This window comes from Patescibacteria group bacterium (genome assembly GCA_035549555.1).
Lineage (GTDB): Bacteria > Patescibacteriota > Microgenomatia > UBA8517 > UBA8517 > Co84-156.
This window is the reverse complement of the sequence record DASZQR010000010.1, coordinates 700896-719824: the sequence shown is the minus strand read 5'-3', so window position 1 is coordinate 719824 and position 18929 is coordinate 700896. Positions and strand designations below refer to the sequence as shown.

The 18929-nt window shown below is 33.7% G+C and carries 25 protein-coding genes, 1 tRNA gene and 1 pseudogene; 11 read left to right on the top strand and 16 right to left on the bottom strand.

All coding sequences use genetic code 11. From position 1 onward, the window contains the following. Positions 1–7: 7 nt before the first annotated feature. The gene (locus VG895_04845) at positions 8–1777 is read right to left on the bottom strand and encodes an ABC transporter ATP-binding protein (GenBank protein HWA52350.1); all 1770 of its coding nucleotides are present in this window, start codon (positions 1775–1777) and stop codon (positions 8–10) included. A gap of 58 nt (positions 1778–1835) precedes the next feature. Here VG895_04845 and VG895_04840 point away from each other — a divergent pair, with 58 nt between their 5' ends. Beyond that, positions 1836–2150, top strand: a complete 315-nt coding sequence (locus VG895_04840; protein HWA52349.1) for a hypothetical protein — start codon at positions 1836–1838, stop codon at positions 2148–2150. Positions 2151–2387: 237 nt separating this feature from the next. Then, positions 2388–2477: pseudogene (locus VG895_04835) on the top strand (CxxC-x17-CxxC domain-containing protein). A gap of 147 nt (positions 2478–2624) precedes the next feature. On the opposite strand, the gene VG895_04830 reads toward VG895_04835, so the two are convergent. From VG895_04830 to VG895_04800, 7 genes are all read right to left on the bottom strand, one after another. Further along, the gene (locus tag VG895_04830) at positions 2625–2993 is read right to left on the bottom strand and encodes a VOC family protein (GenBank protein HWA52348.1); all 369 of its coding nucleotides are present in this window, start codon (positions 2991–2993) and stop codon (positions 2625–2627) included. A 17-nt stretch (positions 2994–3010) separates the two neighbouring features. Next, positions 3011–3313, bottom strand: coding sequence for a YdeI/OmpD-associated family protein (locus tag VG895_04825; protein HWA52347.1), 303 nt, complete (start codon positions 3311–3313; stop codon positions 3011–3013). Positions 3314–3339: 26 nt separating this feature from the next. Continuing rightward, positions 3340–3669: a hypothetical protein gene (locus tag VG895_04820; protein ID HWA52346.1), complete on the bottom strand. Its 330-nt coding sequence runs from the start codon at positions 3667–3669 to the stop codon at positions 3340–3342. Between the two features lie 23 nt (positions 3670–3692). Further along, positions 3693–4916, bottom strand: a complete 1224-nt coding sequence (locus VG895_04815) for a DEAD/DEAH box helicase (GenBank protein ID HWA52345.1) — start codon at positions 4914–4916, stop codon at positions 3693–3695. Between the two features lie 180 nt (positions 4917–5096). Then, complete coding sequence (locus tag VG895_04810; GenBank protein HWA52344.1) at positions 5097–5954, bottom strand: hypothetical protein; 858 nt, start codon at positions 5952–5954, stop codon at positions 5097–5099. Positions 5955–6069: 115 nt separating this feature from the next. Continuing rightward, positions 6070–6714, bottom strand: coding sequence for a DNA-3-methyladenine glycosylase (locus tag VG895_04805; GenBank protein ID HWA52343.1), 645 nt, complete (start codon positions 6712–6714; stop codon positions 6070–6072). A gap of 2 nt (positions 6715–6716) precedes the next feature. Beyond that, positions 6717–7970 carry a hypothetical protein gene (locus VG895_04800; protein ID HWA52342.1) on the bottom strand — a complete coding sequence of 418 codons (1254 nt, stop codon included), beginning with the start codon at positions 7968–7970 and terminating at the stop codon, positions 6717–6719. Between the two features lie 83 nt (positions 7971–8053). Between VG895_04800 and VG895_04795 the strand changes: the two genes are divergently transcribed. Continuing rightward, positions 8054–8335 (top strand): helix-turn-helix transcriptional regulator, encoded by a 282-nt coding sequence (locus VG895_04795; protein ID HWA52341.1) that lies wholly within the window; start codon positions 8054–8056, stop codon positions 8333–8335. After that, a complete protein-coding gene (locus VG895_04790; GenBank protein HWA52340.1) occupies positions 8328–8888 on the top strand; it encodes an HD domain-containing protein in 561 nt (186 codons plus the stop codon). The genes VG895_04795 and VG895_04790 overlap by 8 nt, the downstream gene beginning before the upstream one ends. 62 nt (positions 8889–8950) lie before the next feature. Here the strand turns inward: VG895_04790 and VG895_04785 are convergent, their stop codons facing one another. From VG895_04785 to VG895_04760, 6 genes are all read right to left on the bottom strand, one after another. Next, the gene (locus VG895_04785) at positions 8951–9844 is read right to left on the bottom strand and encodes a hypothetical protein (GenBank protein ID HWA52339.1); all 894 of its coding nucleotides are present in this window, start codon (positions 9842–9844) and stop codon (positions 8951–8953) included. A 61-nt stretch (positions 9845–9905) separates the two neighbouring features. After that, positions 9906–10445 (bottom strand): SET domain-containing protein-lysine N-methyltransferase, encoded by a 540-nt coding sequence (locus tag VG895_04780; protein HWA52338.1) that lies wholly within the window; start codon positions 10443–10445, stop codon positions 9906–9908. Between the two features lie 46 nt (positions 10446–10491). Then, positions 10492–11076: a hypothetical protein gene (locus VG895_04775; GenBank protein ID HWA52337.1), complete on the bottom strand. Its 585-nt coding sequence runs from the start codon at positions 11074–11076 to the stop codon at positions 10492–10494. 2 nt (positions 11077–11078) lie between these two features. Continuing rightward, a complete protein-coding gene (locus VG895_04770) occupies positions 11079–11657 on the bottom strand; it encodes a hypothetical protein (GenBank protein HWA52336.1) in 579 nt (192 codons plus the stop codon). A 12-nt stretch (positions 11658–11669) separates the two neighbouring features. Continuing rightward, positions 11670–13331, bottom strand: a complete 1662-nt coding sequence (locus tag VG895_04765) for an AAA family ATPase (protein ID HWA52335.1) — start codon at positions 13329–13331, stop codon at positions 11670–11672. 109 nt (positions 13332–13440) lie between these two features. After that, positions 13441–13650: a helix-turn-helix transcriptional regulator gene (locus VG895_04760; protein ID HWA52334.1), complete on the bottom strand. Its 210-nt coding sequence runs from the start codon at positions 13648–13650 to the stop codon at positions 13441–13443. 71 nt (positions 13651–13721) lie between these two features. Here VG895_04760 and VG895_04755 point away from each other — a divergent pair, with 71 nt between their 5' ends. The 7 genes from VG895_04755 (at position 13722) to VG895_04725 (ending at position 17743) form a co-directional block, all read left to right on the top strand. Next, positions 13722–14108: an SHOCT domain-containing protein gene (locus tag VG895_04755; protein HWA52333.1), complete on the top strand. Its 387-nt coding sequence runs from the start codon at positions 13722–13724 to the stop codon at positions 14106–14108. A gap of 28 nt (positions 14109–14136) precedes the next feature. Next, positions 14137–14550: a hypothetical protein gene (locus tag VG895_04750; GenBank protein HWA52332.1), complete on the top strand. Its 414-nt coding sequence runs from the start codon at positions 14137–14139 to the stop codon at positions 14548–14550. 43 nt (positions 14551–14593) lie between these two features. After that, the gene (locus VG895_04745; protein ID HWA52331.1) at positions 14594–15352 is read left to right on the top strand and encodes a hypothetical protein; all 759 of its coding nucleotides are present in this window, start codon (positions 14594–14596) and stop codon (positions 15350–15352) included. Positions 15353–15420: 68 nt separating this feature from the next. Further along, entirely contained in the window at positions 15421–15594 is a 174-nt protein-coding gene (locus VG895_04740) for a hypothetical protein (protein ID HWA52330.1), read from the top strand. Next, positions 15584–15817 (top strand): hypothetical protein, encoded by a 234-nt coding sequence (locus VG895_04735; protein ID HWA52329.1) that lies wholly within the window; start codon positions 15584–15586, stop codon positions 15815–15817. Before VG895_04740 ends, VG895_04735 begins: the two co-directional genes overlap by 11 nt. Positions 15818–15819: 2 nt before the next feature. Next, positions 15820–16176 carry a hypothetical protein gene (locus VG895_04730; GenBank protein HWA52328.1) on the top strand — a complete coding sequence of 119 codons (357 nt, stop codon included), beginning with the start codon at positions 15820–15822 and terminating at the stop codon, positions 16174–16176. Positions 16177–16249: 73 nt separating this feature from the next. After that, positions 16250–17743, top strand: a complete 1494-nt coding sequence (locus VG895_04725; protein HWA52327.1) for a recombinase family protein — start codon at positions 16250–16252, stop codon at positions 17741–17743. Here the strand turns inward: VG895_04725 and VG895_04720 are convergent. Together VG895_04720 and rpoD are read right to left on the bottom strand one after the other, a co-directional pair. Then, a tRNA-Asn gene (locus tag VG895_04720) sits at positions 17732–17803 on the bottom strand. The two genes, VG895_04725 and VG895_04720, sit on opposite strands and share 12 nt — an antisense overlap. A 29-nt stretch (positions 17804–17832) precedes the next feature. Further along, a complete protein-coding gene (rpoD, locus tag VG895_04715; GenBank protein ID HWA52326.1) occupies positions 17833–18924 on the bottom strand; it encodes an RNA polymerase sigma factor RpoD in 1092 nt (363 codons plus the stop codon). Positions 18925–18929: the final 5 nt, after the last annotated feature.

The following is an 18929-nucleotide window of genomic DNA, read 5'->3' as shown; positions in this document are numbered from 1 at the left end:
ATTTATTTTATCGTAATTCGTATTCACTAAGAAGTTTTTTATTTCCTTCGATTTGATAATTGAGAAGTTCTGAATATAATCCTTTTTTCTTTGCTAATTCCTTCGGTTTACCTTCATCAACGATCGTTCCAGCATCAAGAACTACAATTCGATCAACATTTTGAATGGTTGAAAATCTGTGAGCAATAATAATTACTAATCTATTTTTAAATAATTTTTCTAATGCATCCTGGACTAAACTTTCAGAGCGAGAATCAAGAGAAGAAGTTGCTTCATCTAAAATTAAAATTGGTTTATCATGAAGAATTGCCCGCGCTATTTGAATTCTTTGTTTTTGGCCGCCAGAGAGCTTTACTCCCCGCTCTCCAATTTTGGCATCAAGGCCGTCTTTAAATTTCATAACAAATTCATAAGCATTTGCGTCTTTTAGGGCTTTTATAATTTCTTTATCAGTTGCATGTTCTGCGCCATATGCAACATTTTCTCTTATTGTTGATGAAAACAATTCATTATCTTGAAAAACTAAGGCCATGTGTTCGCGAACCCAAGCATGGCTAACTTCTTTGTAGTTTTTATTACCAATGGTTATTTCACCTGAAGTTGGATCATAAAGGTCTAATATTAGATTAACTAAAGTGGTTTTACCCGCACCGCTATGACCAACAAAAGCAACTTTTTCTGGATTATTTAAATGCAAATTAATATTATTTAAAACTTTCCCTCCTTCAGAATATGCAAAATCAACATTTGATAAATTAATTTCAGGTTTACTTAAAAGTTTTGGTAATTTTTTATCCTGGAACTTTTCTGTACCCTCCAAATCTAAAACTGCGAAAAATTCTTTAGAATCTGCCTCAGCTCTTTGTACTTGCTCTAAAATAAAACTCATTCCAAAAAGTGGCCATCTTAATTGATTTAAGATTTGAATAATTAAAACCATTTCTCCGAGAGTTAAGCTGCGATTAAAAGTTTTAGTAAAAATAATATAAAGGATAAAAACAAAAGCGATTTCTAGGCCAAATTCACGGAAGAAATTTAAGACATGATATTGAGTAGACTGCTTGTCATATAAATCATTAAGGGTCTGATATTCATCCCTTACATAATCCCATTCTCTTTTTTGTGTGTTATATGTTTTTACTAATTTAATATTTCCGATAACTTCACCAATGCGGCCGCGAGAAGCGTCTTCATGAATATTTTTCTTTGCTTGCATCTCTCCCCATTTTTTGGTTGAGTAACTGGAAATTAAAATATAAACTGGAAAAACAGCAATTGCTAAAAGAGCAATTAATTTGTCAAAATATGCAAGAACTATAATTCCAAAAATTGCCTGCAAAATTCCTGGCAAAATAAAATTGCTGGCATTTCCAATAAAATCACGGATAGAAATAATTCCTCTATTTAATTCGTTGACAATTTTTCCAGACAATTCACTATCAAAATAAACTTGAGGAAGAGTAAAGATTTTTTTGTAGAAAACCTCTGTAAGATACTTTCCAAGACGACTTGCAATATGATCCCCCAATCTTTGATTGACTACATTAATAATTACCAAGCCGACATTAACTGCAAAAATTAAGGCGAAAAGAAGAGTTAATTCCTGATAATTGCCTTTTCCAGTTGTTATTTGAGTAGTTAAATCGTTTACGACATACATCAAAATAATTGGAGTTGCCTGCTGCAAAACAGATTGAACAACAATTAATAGACAGTCAACAATAATCCATTTATGCTGAGGTTTACTTAATTTTATGATTTTTAAAATATTTTGCATTTGAATCAGCTTCAATTATATCAGTTGACAAGGACTTTTACTTGTTGGAATATGAACTATGACTACTGAGAGCCAAGAACAAACAAAAAGAAATCCATTAGATATCATGCTTGAGATACAAAGAGAGGTTTATCCTCTACCTCAACCACCTGAAAATGCCCCCTGGTTAAATAAATTAAGTGAAGAATTAACTGATACTGATAAAAAGGCCAGGTGGAATTTTGTAATGGAAGTTCAGACGGCAATTGCCAATACTCCAATGTGGATACCCAGTGATCATCCTAGATATTATGAATATGAATCTGCAAGAAGAGATTATGAAAGCTGGTTTAGATTATCTCCAAAAGATTTATTAATAGAATTTAATATTTAATTACATTCCTTTTGGTTGAAGCAAGCTCATTTTATTTAGATCTTCGACTGCAATTACAAAAGAAGTTATTGGATTTTTACTCATAAAGAGATTTTAACATATTATTTTTGAATCTGTTATAATAGCCTTATGGCATTTGACGGAGACAGAAAAAGATCTTCATTTGGAGATCGTAATCGCGGGCGAGGAGGCTTCTCTAGAGGCAGATCTTTTGGCAATGATCGAGGACCTCGAGAGATGTTCAAAGCAACATGCGATAACTGTGGAAAAGAATGCGAAGTTCCATTTAAACCAACTGAAGGTAAACCAGTGTACTGCAGTGATTGTTTTGAAAAAATGGGAGGACGCAATTCAGACCGAGGAAATCGAAGAAATGACAGGCCAAGTTTTAGATCTGCTCCAACACAAGACTTTGGTGAATTAAATGCAAAATTAGATAAAATAATCTCGCTTCTTGAAACTAAATAAATTTATTTAACCTTCCCAAGGAGAAATTAGCTGAAAATAATTTCCATCTGGATCTGCAAGAGTTGCAATCCAATAATTATTATCTTCTCCCATTGAATATGGTTCTTTGATAATTTTTACGCCTTCAATTTCTTTTATTCTTTCAAATTCTTCCTTAACGTCTTTGCTTTCAAAATTAAATAAGATCCTGTCAGGATTGGTATTTTTACCGCGGATCTTGTCGTGCGCGCCAATGCTAAAGAAACAACTACCAACTAAAAAACCAGTATAACCTTTATCTTCCATCGTTGGTTTCATGTCAAAAACTTTGATATAAAATTCTGCAAGCTTTTTGTGATTTTCTGTTGAAAGAAGAATGGAATTAAAATTTAACACAGATTAATTATAACACTCTAAGCAATTTTACGTTTGCTAAGAACATACTTAACTGACTTACTAAGAGGTTTATCTTTTCTATGAATACAACCAAGCCAACAACACGGACGGCGCATACCATCTTTTAATTCACTCACTACTCTTCTGACGTGATCATTTCTTGTTTCCTGCTTTTTAACTAGAGTTGTCCAACAAATCCATTCATTTCTGGCAAGAGGAGTTAAAGTTTCCCAAATTAAAAGAGCTTTGGCGTCTTTTGATAAAGCATCATGCAAATCTTTTGGTAAGGTGTGGACTGTACCTCCTGAAATTTGAGTCATAAATATATTTTATCAAAGATGACAAGTTATTTATTTGTTTGTTGGAGTTTAATAATTTCTCTACGATGCTCACCCTGCTGAGTTATATATGCTGCAATAATAGGAGCCAATTCATCAGAATAATTTAGTCTGAAAGTAAGTTTGTGAATTCCTAATGAGTATGCACTTGCTATTTTATTATGAACCTCTTCTGGTGTTCCTTGTGTTTGTGATCCTGCTGAAATTGCATTATTAACTAATCGAATAATTTCCACAGTTGAGCTGCCCAGTTTTTCATTTAATTCTTCTAATTCTTGCATAAATTTATTATAACTTTCTTCTGCAGATAATTTTGGTTTGTTGTTTTGTTCTACCATATAGTATTAAGAATACTAGAAAATTAATTAACAAAAGTCAAAGCTGTGCCTTTTTTGTCTGCGCGACCAGTTCTTCCAATTCTATGGATATAATCTTCATAACTTTCTGGTAATTCGTAATTTATGACGTGAGTGACATCTGGAATATCAAGACCACGAGAAGCAACATCTGTTGCAAGTAATATTTTTACATACCCATCTTTAAATTCGCTTAATGCTCTTTGCCTTTGATTTTGGCTTTTATTTCCATGAATGGAAGCAGCTTTAAATCCTCTATCAATCAATTCTCTAGAGAGTTTCTCTACTCCAAACTTTGTGCGGCCAAAAATTAATACTTTTTCAAAACCAGGACTGATAAGTAATTCATGTAAAACTTCTATTTTTGATTTGCCGTTTGTTTTTACAATTTGCTGACTAACATTTGCTGTAGGGGCATTTGATTCAATTTTTATTGTCACCGGATTTTTAAGAAACTTTTTCATAACTCTCTCGACACCGTCCGTTATCGTTGCTGAGAAAAATAAAGACTGACGGGCGTATGGAAGTTTATTAATGATGTAATCTACATCCTGGATAAAGCCCATATCAAGCATGTGGTCGACTTCGTCAAGAACGATATTTCTATAATTATTAAAATTTATTTGGTGTTGATCTTCAAGATCTTTTAAGCGGCCAGGAGTACCAATAACAAATTGAGGATTTCTTCGTAAAATTTTAATCTGGCCGTGCATACTAACTCCTCCAATACAAAGAACACTTTGTAAATTTGTATTGTAAGTAAATTCACGAAGTTCATCTCTGATTTGGACTGCAAGCTCACGAGTGGGAGCTAAAATTAAAACTTTTTGATCAGGATTTCTTAAAACTTTGTTAATTAAAGGAATAAGAAAAGCTGCAGTTTTACCTGAACCGGTTTTGGCAATACCGACTAAATCATGGCCTCTTAAAAGTTCTGGGATAGCAGCATCTTGAATAGGAGTTGGATTTATATAATTTTTATTAATAATATTTGTTTCCAGGCGCCTATCTAACTTAAAATCTGAAAATTTATTTTTGGCAATAAATTCTTTTACAACAACTTCTTCCTGGGGCATGCTATTAAGATTATTAATCATGTTTGTTGGGTCAAAATTTTTGGCACGAAAACGAGCGCGAGCGCCTCCGCGAGACCTAAAATGATTATTATTCCTAAAGTTTCTATTTCCTCCACGGAAACTGTCTTTATGATTTCTGTTTTTGTTGTACATAATTTGCTGCCTAATATGAAAATAAAATCTGAAGAAAAGATACAAAAAATAAAAATTGGGGTACCTTATCTTACAAACTCAAATTAGCTTAATTATTAAGCAGTGAGAGTATTATAACAGAAATTGGGAATATTTACAAACTATAGGAAGTTCCTTTCTTATTGGCATGGTTTTAAAATATTACACAAACAACAGTCTTGATTCTTTTTTAGAATAAATTTTATAACCGCACTCATTTCTAATATTTTGATCTTTATAACCTAATTTTTGAAGATTTTTCTTGCCAACAACAAACGCTTTATTAATTTCATCTTGAAGCAAGTTTCTTTCTGGAATATTTGTATGCATAGTATCGCTAGCGAACATTAAAATACCTCCTTCTTCCAAATTTTCTGCCAACGTAGGTAGGTCTGTATCCGGTATACTTCCGTGAGTTAAAGCCATTTTTTCGTGGATTAAAGCTAAATGATTATTCAAGGAAATTACGTTTCCATTTGGAAGCATAATTTTTATTCCTGATAATTCATTTGCGTCACATTGTATAAAGTTAACTAAATGTCGATATTTATTAACGGCATCAATAGTTCCTTCATTAAATGATTCAGAATCAGGCAGACTTAATTTTGGGTTAAGTTGTATGTTACTTACCACAAAACAAACTTTTCCATCTTCGACTTCGTTTTTAAATTTATTAGCTAACCTCCCCCATGTTGTTCCCCACATTCCTCCAAAATCTAAAAATATGGCAGGGTCGGCTACTTTATCATGAGTTCGTCTATCAATTATTTTTTTCATCGCTTCATATAATGTAATTTCTGTTCCTAATAATTCAGAAGTGTCTTTTCTCGGAGGAAAAACTAATTTTTGTTTATCTGAGAAAGGTGAAAAATAATCTCCAACACCAATAGACCAATCTTCAGGTCTTTCATCTTTTCTAATTTCAGCAATATGAATTCTATCTGCTTGCCGTCTTTCCAAAAATTTAGGAGCTGTTTCATATTTTTGTTGTAGAAATTCTCCTGAATTGTTTGCAGTCATTTGTAATTTGATTATATCAAAGGAGCTCTAAAATCGTACTATTTCTAGTGCTGTTAGGATGCTTGCTCGCTTACTGGGATGATTTTAGAAAAGTTACTGCATAATTTTGCAATATTCATCTGCTTAAAAATTTTGAATTTTTATCAAAAAATCTCCAAAGCTGCTCTATAGCCGCTCTTCCTTCTTCTGGAGTTGCACCATGAATACCTAAATTAATTCGCTTGCCTGTTGCTACTTCAGCCGTGTAATTTTTGTCTTTATAAATTTTGACTTTAGAATCGTTATTGTAAACAAGAAGACCGTTATCGTCTTTATTTAATCCAAGTGCAACAGATAGCATTCCTGGCCCTGATGCTAAACGTTTTATATCTTCTGAAATATATTTTCTTCTTTCTTTCATTTTTTCTACACCGGAAAGAGGCTCAATGGAACGAATAAATACAACATCGGCATTATTTTCTTCGCCAACAACTATGGATGTCATAAAGTGAAGACCCATGATTTGATACATGTACAACCGTCCTCCTTGTGCAAATTGTATTTCTGTTCTTGGGGTACGTTTTCCTTTGAACGCATGAGAAGCTGCATCGTGTGATGGATAAGCTTCTGTTTCTGTAATTTTACCAGAAGTTACCAGTCCATCTTTATTGGTTTCAATTACGCAGCCAATTAATGCAGGTGCGACTGTAAGTGATTCTTTAATAAAAAAATCTTGAGACAACAATTGAAGATGCTCCGCCATAGGTTTTCTCTCTGACATTATCAGAGATCAAACTCTGCTGGCAAGGTGTTAAGCATAAACTCTTCTGGTTTTTCTGCAAAAATTACTCTTTTACCTAATGATTGAGCGTATCCGATTTCTATTAAAGCTGATGCGCCGACATAACCTTCTGGATCACAAATAATTAATGCATCACTTTTTTCAATAGAATCCAAATGATGTCTTTCCAATTCAAGAGGTGTCATCTTTTCTTCTCCTGAAAATACCACAAATTCTTCTCCAGGATTTTTGGGTTCTGTAAACCTCGGACTTAATACCTCTACATTATTTTCTACGAGTTCTTTCCTAATTTTTAGAATATAATCTAAGTGTTTTCGAAAACTTCCACTTAAGGTAACATTTCTAAATTCTTGTCTTGCGGCACCGTTTATAAGATTTGAATTAGAAGGAATTATAGTTTCTATTCCGTATTTTTCGCATATTGTTTGAGCTATTGCACTACAAGCTCTAGCTCCATGCATCCAGCTTGGATTGTCTGGCATAAGGTCTTCTAATTCTTTTAATGTTATTTTTTCGAATACTTCTTCATTTTTTGAAGAGAAATCTTTAGTAGATATAAGAGACGGATGGTCTTCGTCGTTAAATAGATTATTTTTCTGCAAATTATATTTTGCCAATTGCATGTAATTTAATTCTCCACCTGAATAGAGTCCAATTTTGACTTTATTGTTTAGTGTCGGTAATTTTTCAGAAACAAAAGCTTTTACTTTTTCAAGAGATGCAGCAGCTTTTTGTTCATTTATATTTTCAAATTCTGTTAATATTGTTCCTACTCCTAAGTCAACATTTTTAGTTTCTATTTCTTTATTATCTTTAATAACAACAAGTTCTGTTGAACCTCCACCGATATTTATAAGTAAAACTGGATCGTTGGTTTGATATTTACCAACTAATGCCACTTGGAGATAAAAACTTTCTAATTCTTGTGGAATTATATTGAAAAATAAACCAGTCGTGAGAAAGAACTCATCTACAAATTCCCTTTTTGTTTTTGGTTCAAGTTTTCTATATAAAGCAGTTGCAAATATTTTTATAGTAGTCTCTGGATATTTATTTTTTATCTCTTCGATAATTCCATATAATTCTTTTTTGTTATTATCAGAGATACCCTTTATTGGATCGAAGTCCGTTTTAAATGGAATTGATTTTGTTAAAAATAAGTTAAGAGAGTCGCCTGCCTTTTCGTAAGCTTTAACTGTTGAAGAGCCTATATCAATGAATATGTATTTTTTCATTAAGTAGAATATAGTACTGCTTAAAACTATTGTCAATAGGTAAATACTACTGTGAATAGATATTAGAATGGTATAATATACAAATGCACGGTAACTTATTGGGCAAGAAAATTAAGACAGCTAGAGTTTTGGTGGGATTATCGCAAAAAGAATTAGCAGAAAAACTTAATTTATCTGAGAAGACAATTAGTGCATATGAGAAGGGCAGAGCAACGCCGCCTTCCCCTACTTTACAAAGAATCGCTAACGCGACTAATCAATACCTTCAATTCTTTTCTGAAAATGAAGGAAAGGATAAGACTGATGAAATTTTAGAAAAACTTGATATCATCATTCAAGAACTTAAAAGGATTAACAATGGATGAAGATTTAATAAAAACCATTCTTACAACAGGGATTTTAAAAAGAATTGACAGGACAGGTTGGGTAAAAAAGGGAGTTAAAAATCCAGAATCTGTTTCTGATCACTCTTACCGTGTCGCTGTTATTGCAATGCTTGTTGCACCACTACTCGATTTAGATCAGGCCAAGTTGATAAAAATGGCTTTACTACACGACTTAGGAGAAGCAGTTATTGGAGATGTTATTTGGGAAAAAGGTAAAAAGATAATTGGTTCTCAAAGCGAAAAACACAAAGACGAAGGCGAAGCTGTCAAACAAATTTTTGATAAAACAAATAACAAAGAATATGTTGAACTTTGGGAAGAATTTGAATTGCAAACTTCTAAAGAGGCGCAGGTTCTAAAACAAATAGATAAATTAGAGATGGCAATTCAAGCTTATGAATATGAGAGAGAAGGAAATCCTTCTGAAAAATTAAATGAGTTTTGGGAGAATGCTGAGAAATATTTACAAGATAAAGAACTGGGGCCATTATTTAATTTATTGGTAAAAATGAGGTCTTCAAATGAAAGTTAATTTCTAAAATCGTCCTGTCTGGACTAGACTAAGCTCTCTCTGGTCGAAAATGTAAGAACTTATTACAAAGATATATCTTCAATCATTATTTCCACATCTTTGATCGCCTGATCATTTACAACCAACTTCCACTCATCTGTGTCAATAGAAGGACTTATTCCTATACAACCTCTGATTCTTTTTATAATATTGTTCACTTCTACACGTCTGGTAGTTGTGTTTTGCGGTAACTTAGATATTGCCCGATTTAATCTTTGAGTTACTTGCCCTATCGTCGCTTGAGAGTCAGGTACAAGATCCTGTAAATTAGCGGCGCTTTTATCGCTCCATCTGTTTAAGTATCCACTAAGTTTTTCGGTAACATTTACGGGTTCGTTGTCTCTTTGTGGTTTAGTTTGAATATATTCTTCTACTTTTTGACCGGCTTTATGTAGAGACCCCAACAGAATGTCGTGAGATTTAATATCAGCTATTACATCTTCATGCTGTTGTTGCACAAAGTCATCTTCTTCGCCTGTTTTTGGCTCTTCTAGATAGAGAACAACTTCGGTAACTTGATAGACATCGTACAACAAACCTTCTAGTTGTTCATAATCAAATAGTTCGAGTTCTTCTTCGTCTGTCAATTTGTCTGTGAGCTTATCACCTAGTTCATAAGTCATCTTGTTAGATTGTATTGCGTCTGTAAGTTCTTGAGATAAGCTTTGGGGGGATGACACGTCAAGCGAGTTTAATCTATGATTGAGTGCCATTGGAGAGCCTAATGCTTTCCCATCATGGATGCTAAATTCTATACCATACTCTTTTGACAATCTATCTAAGACATCTCTAATTACTTGTCGTTCATTTTTTGGCTCTTCAATCCCTTCCATATCTACATCATGTAACGCATCTTCAAAAGCTGACAGATTTGGTTCATTGTCTTGTGGAATTGGAAGGTTCTTATCTTCTGACATTACAATAATTATAGACTAAAAAAGATAAAAATGTTCAAGTCCTGTTGTAAGTTGATATATTTTAATTATTTTTAATTCGTTTGTTAATTAAGGGTGAAAAGTGATTTTTGTATTTTTCTTGAAGTTCTGATAATCGCCAGTCTTTGCCTGTAACTTTGTGTCTACAACTTTTTGAGCCACAATTACAATCCCATTTTGAGATATAATTTTCATCTGCTTCCCAAATTGCATAATCGGCAGTAAGTTCTTCATCTTTTGAAATATCACGCATAGCTACTAGGGCATAAGCACCTTGCATATATAAGTTAGGTTCACAAGAATGGTTTACGAAGTAGCCAGATCCTTCCCCTCTATCTTCAATACTAAAAAGATCATCGTCCCATTGCATAACCAACTTACCACTCCTTTCGGCTTTATTAGCTTGTTTTGAGTTGACATATTCTCCACCCCAAACCACAACTAAATCTCCTTTTTTAATTGGTTTTACTGCATAAAGACCTTTCCCACCAATTTTAGATTGTCTTATTTCTGTGTCTGGGTTAATCCAATCTTCATCATTGAGGCTTTTTCTAATTTTCTTAATTATTTCTTCGGTATTCATATCTGAAGTATACCAAAGTTCTAATTACTTGCCCCTTTTTTTGTATTTAATATTTAAAAATTAGACCAATCTTGCCAAGAGATGTCTTTATTTTTAGATCCATTGGTTTAACAAATTTGTTAATTACAAAATATATCTCGATATTGAATGGATTCTTGTCAATTTTGCAGAATAGACATTTTTCTTTTGGATACTTTTTTTCACTTTTCAAGTTTATTTTTCTGCCACCCAAATGGCGTTCTTCTGTATCTCCAAGAGGTAAGACATTATTCAAATAATACCTGGTGTGTTTATCTGGGTCTAAATTAAGTTTTTCAGCGATTGTTTTTATCTCTTCATCCCATATGCTTGGAGATTTATCTAAGTCAAAACTCGTGAAGACTATCGGAGTTCTTCCAGTAAAAGTTTTTGGGTACTCTTCTTCTTCGTTGTGCATATTTAGCAAGAATTTTGTTTCTCTGTCTTCAATTATTTTTGCTTCATGGAAAGAATAGTGATGATGAGTACCGATGAACGATAGTCTTATATCTTTGCGTCCGTCAGTTAGGATTGATGTTTGTATTTTTATAAAAGGATATTCATGGTTTTGAAAAATGGCTATTATGTATATCTCTGTTTGAAATTTGGACATATCTAAAAAGGTTTTCTTTTATGATAAAACCTGTGTTTTCCTTGTAATTGGTGTGTGTATTGTGTTGTGTAGTTATCTGTTAAGGAAACACCAGATATATTTTTAAGGGTACTTATTACTTGTGATATTAGGATTACTGATGCGGCGATAAGTATTATCCACCAAACAACAATCCATACTTTATATCTCAACCAAGTATTCTTCAGGAAATTTGTTTCTACTAGAATACGACCCGCCAAGACTCCGTTTCTATTTATTTTTACCGACTGGTTAGAATTTGGGTCTTCATCACCAAAACCATACACTGGCAAGCTTTGCAGGATATGGGAACAACTATTTACTAACCGGTTCCTCTCGTCTTCGGAAATAAATTTTTCATCTCTACAATAATCCAAAGCAGATTTTACATGATTTGGACCTATATACGAGCCTAGATGTTGATGGTGTACACTAGCAGCCCAAATTAGGACTGCTTTTACGCCATTCCACAAAGATTTCTCCTTTTTATGGCTTTCGTATTCCATCAACTGTTGTAGTATGTCCAACTTACGAAATGATGCAGGGGTAAAGGGAATATTCATACCTTATAAAAATTATTCGTTAGCTATATCCACTGATTTGTTAATAATGTTTTTGATGGTAGTTGGAACTTCTTCTTTCGCGATTGTTTCTGCTAAGTATTTAGCCGCAAAAGGCTTTGATTTTATTAAGAAATGCCTAACTTTTTCCTCCAAACTCTTATTTATAATTCTGGGGTGGTTTTTATAATTTGTGTAGCTGATGCCATAAGCTTGGTTCAGTAAAACATCTGTCTTTTGTAATCCAATGTCTTTTACAAGAACTGCTTCAAAATCTACATCCATTGGAAACTTTGGCGCTTGTATCAAGTTTATTGTTTCATTTAACCCAGAACCGGGATCGTCGACGTCATAGACCACAACATGTGGAATTTTGAAACTTGTAAGATAGTCTGAATAGTTTTTTATATTTGGTTTACCGTTTACTTCAACCAAAACTACTCCCTTTTTAGATAAGTCTACGTTCAACTTATTAGCAAAGGTGGGAAGTGATAGATACTCTGTTGGTCCTTCCACTAAAATTACAGAGTTGGCAAAAAAAAGAAGGTTTCTTTGAGCATCAATATCGCGTTCAATTTTATTTTCCCCTGCGGGAGTTAACCAGTGAGATTCTTCGGGGAGCTGGACAACGTCGGTTTCGCCATTTTTTCTAAACACCCGTGCTATGTTTTTAGGTCTTGTTACGTTCACTAGAAATGGAGAATGAGAGGAAAAAACCACTTGGTTAGTTTTACTGCGATTTTGCATTGCTGTATTAAGTACGTATAATGCCAGCGGATGTAAAAACAACTCTGGTTCTTCGAGACAAATTACTAGATTATTTTCCTGTTTAGCAACCAGTAATACCAGCGCTATTACTGCCAAACTTTTTATTCCGTCACCTTTTGTGTTTAGTTCACTTAAAAATCCATCATCGAGGTTTAGATGAACAGTTTTCATTATATCTCCTGGATTTACAGGCAATAATGATATATGAGTTGATGTGTAATCGTCTGTTAAAAATTCTAAGATTTGTTTTCTTATTTCTTCGTTAAGATTTACAAAGTCGCTACTTCCAGCAACTTTTATTGTTAGCTCTTCAAGGATAGATTTTATATCTATATTCTTATTCGCATTTGATCTTAGTTTATTTAATAGTTTTCCCCAATCGTATTTTTGAGAATCAGAAAAGTATTTATCTGCATCTCTCTGTCCTGGTATAAGTATTAACTGCGGGAACAGTTCTCTTGCGTCGTTTTTAACAACTATCTCATTTCCGCCTACTGAATATCTTAATGGTTCAAGATCGTCACCTAGATAATAAAATTTACCAGGTTCACCATAAGGCAACTCAAGGCAGACATTAAGCTTTGTTGAATAATTTCCTCTAACAGGCTCTGATCCCCTGACACGTAGATAGCCTCTTGCCTTTGATCTAAAAAATTTTAAGTCGTCTTCTGATAACTGATCGAGTGTTAATATAATCTTAACTGGTAATTTGGTATTGTTTCTGTGGTAATCGCCAATTTCTAGGTTTGTATAAGTAGGGTACGATTTGCCTAGTATTATAGATAAAGCTTTTATAATATTTGACTTACCAACGTTATTGGGACCAACTAAGGCTAATAAATCACTGAAGCTGACTTCTGTTTTCTTTATACTTCTATAATTTTCTATAATTATTCTTTTAATCTTCATCTTAAAACGAGCCTCGTCCTTATTAAAATTTTGTTATTAAAAAGACACACAGATTATACACCAGTAAAGAAAGACTTGTTCTTTTGTAACTCGCTTGGTCGATTTGAAGCTAAAATGGCATCAATTTTCCACCTGTAATTTTCAATGCTTTCGCTAGTTTATGTAAATTTATAAGTGATGGGTTTCTTATTCCCCGCTCGATTTGCCCTATATAGGTAAAATGTAAACCTGCTCGATCCCCCAACTCTTCTTGAGTTAAATCTCTTTCTTCTCGAAGTTTTCTTAAATGCTTTCCAAAAATTATCCTTATGTCTGACATAAAGTAAGCATGAAGAAAAGAAGACTATGTATCCAGAGACGATAAGTCTTATTTATGCTATAATATATTTAATGAAAAACAGTGTTCCTATTTACGAAAATAATTATATGGGTTTTTGGATAAAGGTTTATCCGACAAGAGTGGAATTTAAGAGTGGACCAGGCATGGAAACAGTCGCAATAAACCAAATAGCAAGTGTGCAACTTGGAATGTTCATGTATATGCAGATAATTATTGAAACGACAGGTGGGCGAAAATACAAAATTCCTTGTGGAGACAAAGAAGGAGTAAGAAATGCAATTTATGCGGCTCAAGACGCTTTCAACGATAAGAAGGATAATGGCGGAAATACTATGAGTGTTGCTGATGAAATAACTAAGTTAAACGAATTAAAAGAAAAAGGCATTATTACTCAAAAAGAATTTGATACTAAAAAAAAGAAATTACTCGATTCATAACTTCTATCCTAGCTGTATAATCTTATATATGGATCCGACTACAAAACAAGACGGTAAGGCGGAAAAAGATTTCACCGCTGATGGCAGGTTTGCTTTCGGTAACAAGGCTAACAAAACTGGACGTGGTGGTTTTGCAGATCACCCAGAGAATAGAAATCCCGGTGGAAGACCAAAGAATCTTGAGTCTTTTAAATACTGGCTTGATTATTTCAAAAAAATGTCAGTAGATGAATTTTTGTGTTGGCAGAAAGAAATCTCAAACAAAGACAGAACAGTAGCTGCCGAATTAGCTTTTCTGATGATTGTTTCAGCCAGAAATAATCTGAAAAGTTTCAAAGAAATTGCTGATATAACAGAAGGGAAACCGAGATTTGCAACTGAAAATGCTGAAAATAAAATATCAAAGGTTAGGGTTGAAATTATAGAAAACAGAAAACAATAAAAAAATAGGTCTGTCTTATAATATAATTGCCGAATATATGAATATGAAGATTGAACCAATCAAGGTTACTGTTAAAAATTCCCACCTGCTAAGTGTGCTTCTCTCCTTTGTTGACAGAGACGACTTCTTAAATGATATTAGCCATATTAGAGAAGAAAAACTAGGAATGTCTAAATTATATAAAAGGAAATTGGTTGAAGAACTATATAAATATTATACTGGTTTCAAAATTGGAGCCATTCGCAAAGACGATTTCAAGGGCGTACTCGATAGATTGTCAAAACGATACCATATTTTGGACAATTCAGTTCCCCTAGATGAAACAGTCAAAAAAGCGATCGAAGAATCAGTGCAACTGATGCGAAAATATAACAAGAGTGTTTGTTTTATGAAAGCCATTATGGTTGCGATGCTTTGTGGTGAAATTGGTAGTAAGGATTACTCAAGCAACACTTACTCCCTTGCACTCAATCCTTATACCTTACGTAGTGAATTATTTGAGGGATCTTACGATTACACGGCTATAATCATCAGTAGAGAATCAACAATAGAAGAGGTGGAAAATGTGTTTAAACAAATTTATAAGGAGCATTTTAAGCGTAAGAGGCCAATTAAATTATCAAAGAGCGAGCGATTTAAACCCGTTGTTGATGTTTATAGCAACATAGTCGAATTTCGAAAATGGTACTGGATGCACAAAGATGTGGGTTATCGCAAAATAGCAAAGGCAACTGCAATACCACTTGAAACTATTATAAGTGGGATTAGGACATATTCTTCTCTAATTAAAGCCTCTAAATAGTGTGGTTTTGAAGATTCTTTAAATCAACAACTCATATTCAAAAGCGATTCTTTTTATCATTTCCTTATATGAAAATGAACAGTTGGCTTACAGAAGAATTGAAAAGTGAGATTAAAAAGGTTTTTGAGCCTCGTTATAACAGAAAACTATCTAAACAAGAAATTTTACAAATTGCATTTGGTTTGACTTCATATATTGAGAATGCTTCAAAGTTTAGATGGAGAGTAGAAAATGCAAACTGAATACAAAACAAAGGATTTAGCAGAAGCGGCGGCGTTAATTGTAGAAGGTCAATCGTTATTATTTCTTAAAAGAGAGGGTCGAACTTGTTGGTTTGTATTTTCCAACTTCTCATCTTCTAAACAAATTTCAGATAAATTTTTCTTTGGTGACCTTTTGGTTAACGCAAGAAAATACAAGGAAGCAATCGATTTACTAAAAAGTAGAATTTTTGCAAGAGAATAAATATGTCATACCAAGATGAAGATGTAAAAATAACAATTTTGTGGAAAGATAAAGGAAATTTGATTGCGAATGCAAATATATCTATCGAGACAGTTTCCTTTGGTTTTATAACAATAAAGGGGTTTCAAATTTGGAAAAGTGAAGTCCAAAATTCAAGATTGCAAGAATCCATAAATATCACACCTCCATCTAAACCAATGTATGGACATTATTTCAAAATAGTTTTTTTAGAAAACGAGAAGAGTTGGTTTGAATTAGAGAGAAGACTTTACGGAAAATTTTTGGAAAAGCGTATTAAAATACAGGAAAACGAGAAGATTGACTTAGATGAGGTTGACGCTGATTTTAATAACCAGTAATTATATAGTTATAGTTAATATATAGTAACTATACGATTACTTATAAGTGTGAGGTTAATTTGTTAATATGAACATGAATAATAAGCTAAAATATATAAGATATTCGCGAAAATCATCTGAAGCGAAAGAAAAACAAGCTCTTTCGATTTCAGATCAGAACTTGGAATGCGAAAATTACGCGCTACGAGAGCATTTGAATGTTGTATTAAAGCTAGAAGAGAGTCATTCTGCTTATAAGCCAAGTAATCGACCAGAGTTCGATAAAATGGTTAAATTGATTGAAGCTGGTGAGATTGATGCAATTTTAACTTGGCATGCAAATAGATTGTGTCGTAACCCGAAAGAGGGTGGAATGTTACTTCAACTGCTACAAGATGGGGTTTTGAAAGAGATAAGAACAACTGCTGGCGATATTTATACTTCTGAAAGCGATCAGCTTATATTGCAGATTCACTTTGGAATCGCTAATCAATATTCAAGGGATATAAGCAGAAATGTTAGAAGAAGTCTGTTGCACAAAAGTGAACGCGGTGAATTTCCGAGACAAGCAATTTTGGGTTATGAAGGAGAAGGTGTGCGTGGAAAAAGAAATATGGTTCCCCACTCTTTTGAAGCGCCTTTAATAAAAGAGGCTTATGAATTGGTTGCTTATAAAGCGTGTTCTCTTGGATATTTATCGGAATACTTTCATAAAAAAGGGCTTACCACTAAACGAGGGAAGAAAATCAGCAAAAGTCATTGGTATGCGATATTAACAAATCCTGCTTATTACGGTTATTTTTATTACAGGGAAGAGATTTACAAAGGTATTTATACCCCGATCGTATCTAAAACGCTTTATGACGCAGTACAAACAGCCTTGAGCGGTCGGTCGAGACCGAAGACTAAGATTTGGAATGCTACTTATAACGGAATTTTTAAGTGTAAAAATTGTGGTTGTTTTATTACTACGACTTTCAAGACAAAAAATTACAAAAGGACTCAAAGAACAGTCGATTATGTTTATATGCACTGTACACACAGAAAAGGAAGTTGTACTCAAAAACCTATTACCCTCAAGAGCTTTGAAAAACAGCTTTTAGATCGAATCTCAAAAATATCCATAGACGAAGAGGTGTGGTCTCTTGGAATTAAATTACTCAAAGCCAAACATAGTCACGAAATCGAACAAAATACCAGCCAAAGATTGCAATATCAAACAAAATATAATGCGTACCAGGACAGACTTAACCGGTTAATAAGCATGAGATCAGAAGAAGAAATTACAAAACAAGAATTTATAACACAAAAAGAGCTTTTGTTAGGAGAACAAGCACGAGTCAAAAGCTTACTAAATGACACTGAAAGTTCAGAACATACTTGGTTAGAACTTGCTGAAGATTTCTTAAATACTGCTTTTTACGCACGAGACTTGATAACAAGTGGAAAACCAGACGAAAAACGGAATTTGATTATGACTGTGGGTGAGAACTTCTTTTTGGAAGATGAAAGGCTTGATTTTAGCTTCAAAAAACCTTATGACATACTACTCATCCCTGACTGCCGTACTAACATGCTCCCCCGGTAGGATTCGAACCTACGACCTTGTTCTTAACAGGAACCCGCTCTACCGCTGAGCTACAGGGGAATAATTCAAGAACATGGCTATTATATCACCTAATTTAGATAATCTCTAAGGTTAATTCTCTTGCTTGGATGGCGGAGTTTTCTTAATGCTTTAGCTTCAATTTGCCTGATTCTTTCTCTTGTGACGCCGAAAATTTTACCAACTTCTTCAAGGGTTTTTGCTTCTCCCTCTTCGCCTTCACCGTCAAGATTAATTCCAAAACGAAGAGCCAAAACTTTGGCTTCTCGTTCTTGAAGATTTCCCAAAACATTTCGCAAATGATCTTTTAACAATTCGCGGGAAGCTGCGTCAACTGGAGACATTTGAGATTCATCTTCAATAAAGTCGCCTAAGATTGATTCTTCATCTTCTCCGACAGGAGTCTGAAGAGATGTAGTTTCTTGGGATAATTTGAAAATTTCTCTAACTCTGTCGCCTGTTAAATCTAATTCTTCTCCAATTTCTTCAGGAGTTGGCTCTCTTCCTAATTGTTGCATTAATCGTTGAGAGGTTCGATAAATTTTATTTATCGTTTCGACCATGTGGACTGGAATACGAATAGTACGAGCTTGATCTGCAATTGCTCTGGTTATTGCCTGCCTGATCCACCAAGTTGCATAAGTACTAAACTTAAATCCTCTTCTCCAATCATATTTTTCAACCGCTCTGATTAAACCCTGATTACCTTCCTGAATTAAATCAAGCAAAGACAATCCGCGACCGATATATTTTTTTGCAATTGAGACAACCAAACGAAGATTGCTTTCTGTAAGCTTGTCTTTGGCTTTTTTATCAGCTTTTTCAAACCTTTTGGCGAGCTCTATTTCGTCTTCTGCTTCAAGCAAAGGATATTTACCAATTTCTCTTAAATATTGTCTTACTGGATCAGTTGATTCTGAACCGTCAATTTTTGAAAGTAACTGAATTTCTTTTTCTAGATCTAAACTTTCTTCTTCTTCGCCTTCTTCAGGAGCAACTGACTCAAAGACATCAATTCCTTCTTCAAGAAGTAAAGCATACAAATTATCTAATTCATCTAAATGTTTTTCTGCGTCTGGAAAGCTTTCCAAGATTTCATCCTGGGTAATAAAGCCCTGATCTTTGGCCTTTTTAATTAAATCAAGAGTGGTTTTTCTGAGCATTGGAG